The organism is Streptomyces sp. NPDC005195, from assembly GCF_040608315.1.
In the GTDB taxonomy this organism is placed as follows: Bacteria; Actinomycetota; Actinomycetes; order Streptomycetales; family Streptomycetaceae; genus Streptomyces; species Streptomyces kaempferi.
On record NZ_JBEXHZ010000098.1, the window covers coordinates 1 to 8767 of the forward strand.

6 protein-coding genes and 1 pseudogene are annotated in these 8767 nt (G+C 69.8%); 1 reads left to right on the forward strand and 6 read right to left on the reverse strand.

Going from position 1 to position 8767, the window contains the following annotated elements; all coding sequences use genetic code 11:
- From ABZV34_RS35295 to ABZV34_RS35315, 5 genes and pseudogenes are all read right to left on the reverse strand, one after another.
- Window positions 1–141 (reverse strand): annotated as a pseudogene (locus tag ABZV34_RS35295) (RNA polymerase subunit sigma-24); the annotation flags it as partial.
- Between the two features lie 7 nt (window positions 142–148).
- Complete coding sequence (locus ABZV34_RS35300) at window positions 149–556, reverse strand: YciI family protein (RefSeq protein ID WP_356286073.1); 408 nt, start codon at window positions 554–556, stop codon at window positions 149–151.
- Window positions 557–905: 349 nt separating this feature from the next.
- Entirely contained in the window at window positions 906–1811 is a 906-nt protein-coding gene (locus tag ABZV34_RS35305; RefSeq protein ID WP_356286076.1) for an alpha/beta hydrolase, read from the reverse strand.
- 85 nt (window positions 1812–1896) lie between these two features.
- The gene (locus ABZV34_RS35310; RefSeq protein ID WP_356286079.1) at window positions 1897–2865 is read right to left on the reverse strand and encodes a sigma-70 family RNA polymerase sigma factor; all 969 of its coding nucleotides are present in this window, start codon (window positions 2863–2865) and stop codon (window positions 1897–1899) included.
- Between the two features lie 199 nt (window positions 2866–3064).
- Window positions 3065–3682: a TOPRIM nucleotidyl transferase/hydrolase domain-containing protein gene (locus ABZV34_RS35315; RefSeq protein ID WP_356286082.1), complete on the reverse strand. Its 618-nt coding sequence runs from the start codon at window positions 3680–3682 to the stop codon at window positions 3065–3067.
- A 582-nt stretch (window positions 3683–4264) separates the two neighbouring features.
- Between ABZV34_RS35315 and ABZV34_RS35320 the strand changes: the two genes are divergently transcribed.
- Window positions 4265–7468, forward strand: a complete 3204-nt coding sequence (locus tag ABZV34_RS35320; RefSeq protein ID WP_356286085.1) for a TIM-barrel domain-containing protein — start codon at window positions 4265–4267, stop codon at window positions 7466–7468.
- A gap of 205 nt (window positions 7469–7673) precedes the next feature.
- Here the strand turns inward: ABZV34_RS35320 and ABZV34_RS35325 are convergent, their stop codons facing one another.
- Complete coding sequence (locus ABZV34_RS35325) at window positions 7674–8636, reverse strand: SDR family NAD(P)-dependent oxidoreductase (protein WP_356286088.1); 963 nt, start codon at window positions 8634–8636, stop codon at window positions 7674–7676.
- Between the last annotated feature and the right edge of the window lie 131 nt (window positions 8637–8767).

Sequence of the window (8767 nt, forward strand, 5' to 3'; positions counted from 1 at the left end):
GGGCGGGGCGGCCGGCCAGACGCGGACCGCCTCCACCAGCGCGTCCTGAACGGCGTCCTCGGCCGCCGCGAAGTCCGCTCCGCGGCGGACCAGAATCCCGAGCACGCTCGGCGTGAGGCTACGGAGCAGAACCTCGTTCACCTGAGAGTCACTCCGTGACGGTGGTGTGCACGCCCAGGAACGGACGGAGTTCGAGCCACTCGTGGATCGGCTTGCCGCCCGCTCCGGGCGCGGCCGACAGTTCGCCTGCCAGCTCGACGGCGCGCTCGTAGCTGTCGACGTCGATGACCATCCAGCCGGCGATGAGGTCCTTGGTCTCGGCGAAGGGGCCGTCGGTGACCGGCGGGCGCCCCTCACCGTCGTACCGGACGAAGGTGCCCTCGGGGGCCAGCGCCTGGCCGTCGACGAATTCGCCGGTCCCTTCCAGACGGTCCGCGAAGTCGCGCATGTACTGCATGTGGGCCGAGATCTCCTCCGGCGTCCACTGGTCCATGGGCACGTCGTTGGCCGGGGCGGGGGCGCCACGGTAGTGCTTGAGCAGGAGGTACTTGGCCATCGTGGTTCTCCTCGGTGCTGGTGCGACCCATTGTGGACGCGTTCGGTGCTGGGACGGAGCAGGCCACGGATTCTCGACATCGGCGGAGCCGACCGTCGAACTTCTCTTCCCGAGGAGACCGTGCTCCGGTCCGGTCCGATTCGGTCCAGCCCGATCCGATTCGGTTCGGTCCGGTCCGGTCCGGTCCGGTCCGTACGGTCACACGGTTTACCAAGGGCGGTGCGCACCCTCGACAGGTGCGCACCGCGCGGGCACCGGCACGGCCCGTCGGTCGCTGGGACGAGGCGGTTCGCCATCATTCGCCGTCAACAGCCACCCAGGTCCGCGAAGAGCGTGCCCGACACGAAGGTCAGGCCGTGCTTGGCGCTGGGGCGGTCACGAATCGCGTCACCGCCCGCGCGAAGGCCTCCGGTTCCTCGAGGTGACCGAAGTGCCCGCTGTTCTCCAGGATCAACAGGTCCGATCGGGGAATCAGACGGTGCAGTTCCTCGGCCCACCGCACTCCGCAGATGACGTCGTACCGGCCGACGACGACGAGAGCCGGCACGGTGAGCGAGCCGAGGTCCGCACGGTCGTCGATGACGTCGGGAGAGAGGTTCTCGTCCAGCCCGGAGATGTGGGAGGCCCGCACGGAGGCGCGGAAGGAGGCGAATTCCTCCTCCCGGCCCCAGTAGTCGGCGAAGTACGAGGGGAGCAGCCCTTTGGCGACGGCGGTCATCCGTCCGTCGTCGGAGATGGTGGGGATCGCCTGGAAAGCCGCCAGGACCTCGGGGAGTCCGGGATGGTCGGCGTGCCGCGCCGCGAACGACTGCACCAGGCGCATGGCCTCGGCGACGTGATCGGGACCGGTCAGTGGCGCGCTCTCGTACAGGATCACGCCGACGACGCGCTCCGGGTGGTGCAGGGCGTGGTACTGGGCGACGAAGCCGCCGTGGGAGTGGCCCAGAAGGTGCACCTCGGGGACGCCGAGGTGTTCGATCAGCGCGCCGAGGAACCGGCTGTAGCGGGCCCGGGTGTAGCCGTGGGGGTGGGAGGGCAGACGGGCGGAGTCCCCGCTCCCGATCGGCTCCGGGTACACCATCGTCAGGTCGCCCTCCAGCGCGGGCATGCGCAGGTACTCCCAGTCGATGCCCGGCCCGCCGGAGTGCGTGACGCACACCGGTCCCGTGCCGTGGACGTGATAACGCTGCGCCACTCCGTCGATCTCGACGGTGTGCGTTCCCGCGGCCAGGGGGTCGGCCTCGAAGGTGGTCATGGGATCTCCGTGTCCAATGGGTGTCGATGACACCGGCAGGACGCGGGGGAGAGGACGAAGTTCGATCCGATGCGCGTGACGCCCGTCACAGCGGTATGAGTGACTGGAGGGCCCGCACCGGCCTGGGGTGCAGGAGGCGGAGCCGGTGCGGACGGCCGACGTCGTCCAGGGTCATCAGCCAGGCCACCGAGGGCGGGCAGTGGCCGGGGTCGTCCGCGGGGTTGAGGAGGTCCATCTCCCAGACGACAAGGGAGCGGCCGGCCACGGCATGCACGAGGCGCTGGCGTACACCGGCCTCGAGGTCGCCGTCCATGCCGCGTGCCAGGACGCCGCTGCCACCCACGGGCTCGTTCCCCCTGAGCAGGGTGATCTCGGGCGACCAGCGTTCCGTCATCAGCGCTCCGAAGCGTCCGCTCTCGGCGGCGGCCAGCGTCTCGTGTGCCTCGGCACGGCTGGCGCGGACACGCCGTGCGGTGTCACCGTGCGGGGCGTCCGCCGTGGCGGCGAGGGCGGTCGCGAGCTTGGCCCGGCCCTGGCTGAGCCGGCTGCGGACGGTACCGACCGGGACCCCGCAGGCGTCGGCTATCCGCTCGTAGGAGGTGACGGTGGTGCTGAAGTGCCGCAGTACCAGGGGCAGGAGCAGCGTGGGAGAGAGCTCCTCCATGGCCTCCCAGATCCAGTTGCGCATCGTGTGGTGCTCCAGCCACCGTTCCGGAGCGGTGTCCGTGGACGGTACGTGCAGATCGTCGATCGGCTGGGAGGGAACGGAGGAGCGCACCAGGGATCGGCTGGTGTTGCGCACGATCATCCGTAGCCATGCGCCCACGGCCGCCGGGTCGCGGACGTCGCGCACGCGGCGCAGCGCGGTCACGGCCGCGTCCTGGACCACGTCGTCGACGTCGGGCCCCGGCCCGAGGATGCTCAACGCGACCGCGCGCATACCCGCCCGGTGCCGTTCCAGCAGCAGCCCCAGGGCGCTGACCTCACCGGCCTGTGCGGCGCGCGTGAGCACCGCGTCCTCGAGGCGTGCGGCTTCGCCTGGGTTCTGGTCCATGGGTTCCTCTTTCCGCGCCCGCCGTCGTGCGTGACCGTACTACGGGAGCGTCGTGTTCTCCCCTGGGACGGAGCCGGGCCGGACGCCGGGACCGGCACCGGCGTGCGGGCTTGAGCCGACCGGACGGCGTCCCCCGTTCCACTCACCGACGCCGCGCCCTCACGCACTGTCGTCGCCACAGCCTTCCTCACCCACGGACTCACAGGTTGGTGAGGAGGTCATCGAGCGGGCTCGGTACGTGTTCGGGGTCGAGGGCCTGGACGAGGAGGCGGCCGTAACGGATCTTGCGGCCTCTCTTCGTGCCGAGGAAGCGCCGCAACTGCCGCTGTCGTGGCTGGCCGTGCTGTGCGGGTTGGCGCAGAAAGGTCCGCCAGGCACGGAAGTCGCCCTCGGCCCGGATGATCTCCTCGACCGCTGCCGGGCCCAGCGCGCGGATGAGTTCGTCCTCCAGATCCGTCACACACACGTAGAAGCCCTGGTACGGCACCCGAGCCCGCTCCAGGCCCCGTTCGTAGAAACCCCGCTCGCCCTCGTCGCACAGTCCCGCCAGGCGCAGGCCGAGGCCGGGCGGTCCGAGGAGGCCGGCGTAGCGGCCGATGCTCATCGCCCCGCCCATGGGTACGACGCACACCCCCTCGGCGCCCAGGTCCCGGCCACGCCGGGCTGCCAGCGCCTCGACGGCCGCGAGGTCACTCAGGCCTTCCAGCAGTACGGCCGTCCGCACCCCCAGTCGTACGGCCAGATCGGCCGCCGGTCCGCCGGGACCGCCGGTCGCCCAGACACCGACCGCGTCGCGGAACGCCCGCATCTCCGCCATGCTGCGAGTCTGCACCTCCACCGACAGCACGGCACGGGATTATTCGGCGGCCCGCTCGTCATGCGCGGCCCCCTCGTGGCCCTGGCGGCCCGCACGACGACCGCTGCCGGCCAGGTGGATGTGGCGTACCGGGCGGCGCCCCCTCCTCCCAGCCTTGCCGGAAGCCCCGGATGGTGCCTTCACGGTCGTCGGCGACTGCGATGCCAGGCGAAGCGGACGGGCCGACGGATCGCGCCCCGACGTCCGCCAACCCGTCAACCCGTCAGTCCGTCAGCAGCCCATGATCTGCATGGTGTTGGCCGATCCGAGGACCCGTTCCAAGCCATCCGGCGTGAGCACGACCTCATCGCGCATGTTCTCTCCAACGATGTAAATCATCCTTGAGGACACCGCGCGACGGCCGTGCGCTCAGGGCGACTTGGGAAATCTCCGACGACCCCGAGCGCGACCGGCGTGGGGTGGACGTGCCAACTGGTCGACGTGTGAAGGGAACCGCAAATGAGACCCCGGTCAGCGAGGCGATGGCTGAGATCCCTGCGAGGGTGGACCGGTCTTGCCGTAGTCCTGTGCACCACAGCCGCCATGACAGTGACCGGTACCGGTCCGGCGTCCGCGGGCGGATCGCACGATCACCTCCGGATACCGACCGTTTCGGCAGGGGACGCCCGCTTCCAGATCCTCTCGCCGACGCTGATACGTACCGAGTACGCCGGTGACGGGAAGTTCACCGACGCTCCGACGTTCAACGCGATCGGCCGCGACGCTTTCACCCCGACCGCGTACACCGTCAGGACCTCCGGCGGCTGGCTCACGGTCAGGACGAGTGCCATGGCCCTGCGGTACAGAATCGGCTCGGGGCAGTTCGACGCGCGGAACCTCTCGGTGCGGCTGACGGCCGGCGGCACCCCGGTGACCGCCACCCCGTGGCACCATCTGACCTGCGCGCTCCAGGCTCTGTGCGAGGCCGAGAACCTGCGGACCAGCGGGGTGTCCGTCGCGTCCGATCACCGGGGCTACAGCGGGAGCGGCTTCGCCGCCGGATTCGAAGGCACGGGCAGCTCACTCTCCGCCGACATCGATGTCAAGAGCGCGGGCTCCTACAAGTTCGACCTGAGGTACGCCAACTCCCGCGGCGGTGACGGTCAGGCCCAGACCCGTACCCTGACCCTCTCCGTGGACGGCGGCGCCCAGCAAAGGGTGAGCCTGCCGGCGACGGCGAACTGGGACACCTGGGACGTCGTCCCCGCGAGTGTCCAACTCGGCGCGGGACAGCACACATTGACGCTGACGCGCACCGCGTCGGACTCGGGCGATGTCAACGTCGACAGTGTCGCCCTGGTCCAGCCGGACGACGCGTACCCGCCCGCGTCCAGCACCGCGATCGTGGACTGCGGATTCGGTGTGAGCTGCGAGGCGGAGGCCGGACGCATCGGCGGTACCGCGGTCGGCGCTACCGACCACAAGGGATACGCCGGCAACGGTTTCGTCGCCGAACTCACCCAGGACGCGAGCCTCACGACCCACGTGGTGGATGTTCCGGCGGACGGGACCTACACCCTGCGGGTCCGCTACGCCAACGGTGTGGGTGCCGACGGCCGGCACGAGACGCGGACCGCCTCCGTGTCCGCAGCCGGGTCCAGCGGGACCCTGTCCTTCCCGGCGACGGAGAACTGGGACACGTGGGCGAGCGCCTCCGCGCCTGTCACCCTGAAGGCCGGTGCCAACGACATCACCCTGAGCTGCCCCGACGCGGCGAGCTGCCACGTGAACGCGGACACCGTCTCCGTGGCCGCGCCCACATCCGTCGCGCCGCCGCCGCACCTGGCGCTCGGCGGATACCGTCGCGGCCTGGACGGCGTCACCGGCAACGGCGCCGCCCCCGTGACCACCCCGGGGCTCCTCAGCCAGGACGGTTGGTACCTCCTGGACGACACCGCGTCGGCGCTGTACGACACCGCCTCGCAGAAGGTCACCCAGCGTCCGGATCACGGTGGTGAGCCCTATCAGGACGGCTACGTCTTCGGCTACGGCCACGACTACAAGCGGGGGCTCACCGATCTGGCCACCCTCACCGGGCCACCCGCGCTGCTGCCTCCCTGGGCGTACGGCGTCTGGTACTCGGAGTACATCGACCGCACCTCGGCGGACTACGAGAACACGATCCTGCCGAAGTTCCGGTCCGAGGGCGTTCCGCTCGACGTTCTGGTCACGGACACCGACTTCAAAGCCGTGAACTCCTGGAGCGGTTGGGAAATCGACACCGCCAAGTTCCCCGACCCGAAGGGCTTCTTCGACTGGTCCGCCTCACAGGGCCTGCACAACACGCTCAACGTCCATCCGAGCATCCTGGCCTCGGATCCTCAGTTCGCCCAGGCCATGGCGACGGCCAAGGGCAAGCTGCGGAAGGGCGGTTGTGCCGCGGACGCCGACGTCTCCCACGACTGCTACGTCTTCGACTTCGCGGATCCCGACCAGCTCAAGGCGTACATGGACCTGCACCGGACCATGGACCAGCAGGGCAACGACTTCTGGTGGCTCGACTGGTGCTGTGACGCGGCGCAGTCCTTGCTGCCCGGAGTGACTCCGGACGCGTGGATCAACCAGCAGTACGCCACCGCCACGGCCAAGACCCTCGGCCGCGGGTTCGTCCTCTCGCGCGCCTACGGATCCCTTCAGGCCGGCGGCTACAGCGGTCAGCAGGCGCTGCCCACCGGTCCCTGGGCGGACAAGCGCACCACGGTGCACTTCACCGGCGACACCTCCTCCACCTGGGGAACGCTGAAACTCGAAGTGGGCTACACCCCGGGCGAGTCGGCCGCGACCGGGATGGCCGCCATCACCCATGACATCGGTGGCCACAACGACACCACCGGACTGACGGGCTCCGAGTCGTACACCGTCGGCGGGCAGACCCGCACCACGCACAAGCTGCCCGACGACCTGTACGCACGCTGGGTGCAGTTCGGTACCTTCCAGCCCGTCGACCGCCTGCACAGCAACCACAGCGACCGGCTCCCCTGGCAGTACGGCACGACGGCCAAGGAATCGGCGGAGAGATTCCTCAACCTGCGCGAGAACCTCGTGCCGTACACGTACACGCTCGCCGAGGAGGCGAACCGGACCGGCGTACCGATCGTCCGGCCCGCCTACCTGGAGTACCCAGAGGAGAAGCAGGCGTACGCGACCGCCGACAGCGAGTACTTCTACGGCTCCGACGTACTCGTCGCCCCCGTCACCACCCCCGGGACCTCCACCACGACCTCGGTGTGGTTCCCGCCCGGCCAGTGGACCGACTACTTCACCGGCAGGACGTACACCGGTGGGACCACCCAGGACGTCACCACCGACCTGGGCACCATGCCGGTGTTCATCAGGGCCGGTGGCATCATGCCCACCCGGACGCACGACGTCGCCCACAACGACCGGAACGCACTGACCGACGTCACGCTCACCGTCGCCGCGGGTGGCTCCGGGTCCTCCCGCCTTTACGAGGACGACGCGACGGCCACGGGCGGGGGCAGGAGCGCCACGACGGAGATCCGGTACAACGAATCAGGCGGCCGCCACACGGTGTCGATCGGCGCGGTGAAGGGCTCCTTCCGCGGTCAGGTCACACACCGTCAGTGGACCCTTTCGATCATGGGGGCGAGCAAGCCCACCCGCGTCACCGCCGCGGGCGCACACCTGTCCCCGGACGCGTACCACTGGGACGCCGCCACCAGGACCCTGACCGTCACCGTTCCGCGGCACACCGTCCACGCCCCGATCACCGTGACCTACCAGTAGGAGCCGGAAACCACCTCCAGGAGCCGGGAACCACCTCCGAGCAACACCACCGCGGACGCGGCGGGCCCACGCGACGCGTGCCCCGCCGCGGCCGCATTGCCTGCGGACGGCTTTACCCGACATCGCGGAGCAGTGGGGTGAGCCAGGCGCGGCGCCCAGCCCCGCGAACTCCGCCCGCATCAGACGCCGACATCAGACGCGCACATCAGAGCTGAAGCGCGGCGGACGCGTACTGCCACAGACGATCAGCCGTCCTCGGGTCGAGGGCGTGGGCGGCCACGCCACCGGGAGCGGTACTGCCGTCCGCCGCGAGCGGAGCTTCCTGGTTGTCCTCGAAGTAGCGGCCGGTCACGCCGTCGAGCAGCGGCGATGCCGCGAGCAGCACGGATGTCGCCGCGCCCTGAGCCGGGCTCTTGTAGTAGGGCAGCGGAGTGAGGGTGCCTTCGGCGTCCATGACTCCGAACGCACGCATGGTGTCGTCGTCGAGGTGCCGCTGCAGGTTGGTGAGAATGTATCCGGGATTGAGTGCGTTGACCGTGATGCCGTCTCCGGTCCAACCGCGCGCTCCCACGGCGAAGAGCACCTCCGCGGATTTCGACTGGCCGTAGGCGGCCCACGGGTCGTACGGACGCCGTTCGAAGTGAGGGTCGCCGAAGTCGAAGGGCGCGTCACGGTGCGCGCCGGAGCTGACGACCACGACACGAGCGGAGCCGCTCGCCGTCAACGCGTCATGCAGGGCCGTGACGAGAGCGAAGTGGCCGAGGAAGTTCGTGGCGAGCTGGAGCTCCCATCCCTGGGGAGTGACCTCTCTCCGGGGAACGGCCATGATTCCGGCATTCGCCACGACTATGTCGAGCGGCCCCCTCCAGCTCTCCGCGAAGGCCCTGACCGAGACCAGGTCGGACAGATCGAGTCGCGCGAACCGCACGGAGCCGGCCCCCGGAAGACCGGCCTGTTGGCGGACCAGCTGTTCCGCAGCCTCCGGGCGACGGGTCGCGATCGTGACGTCCGCTCCCGCCGCGGCCAGAGCCCTGACGGTCTCCGTGCCGATGCCGGACGCGCCGCCGGTGACGATCGCCCGCCGACCGGTGAGATCGATGCCCTCGATCACTTCGGCGGCCGTGGACTGCGCGGTGAAAGGGGTGAGCAGACGTTGTTCAGTGTTCACGGAATGCCTTTTCGGAAGGTGCGGGTGGATATGCCCCGACCTTATGGGGAGCCAACTGGACGCACCATCATCAGAAGTCCGAGAGACTTTATCGATCGTCCAGGCGGATGGGGATCCGACGGAGACGTGCC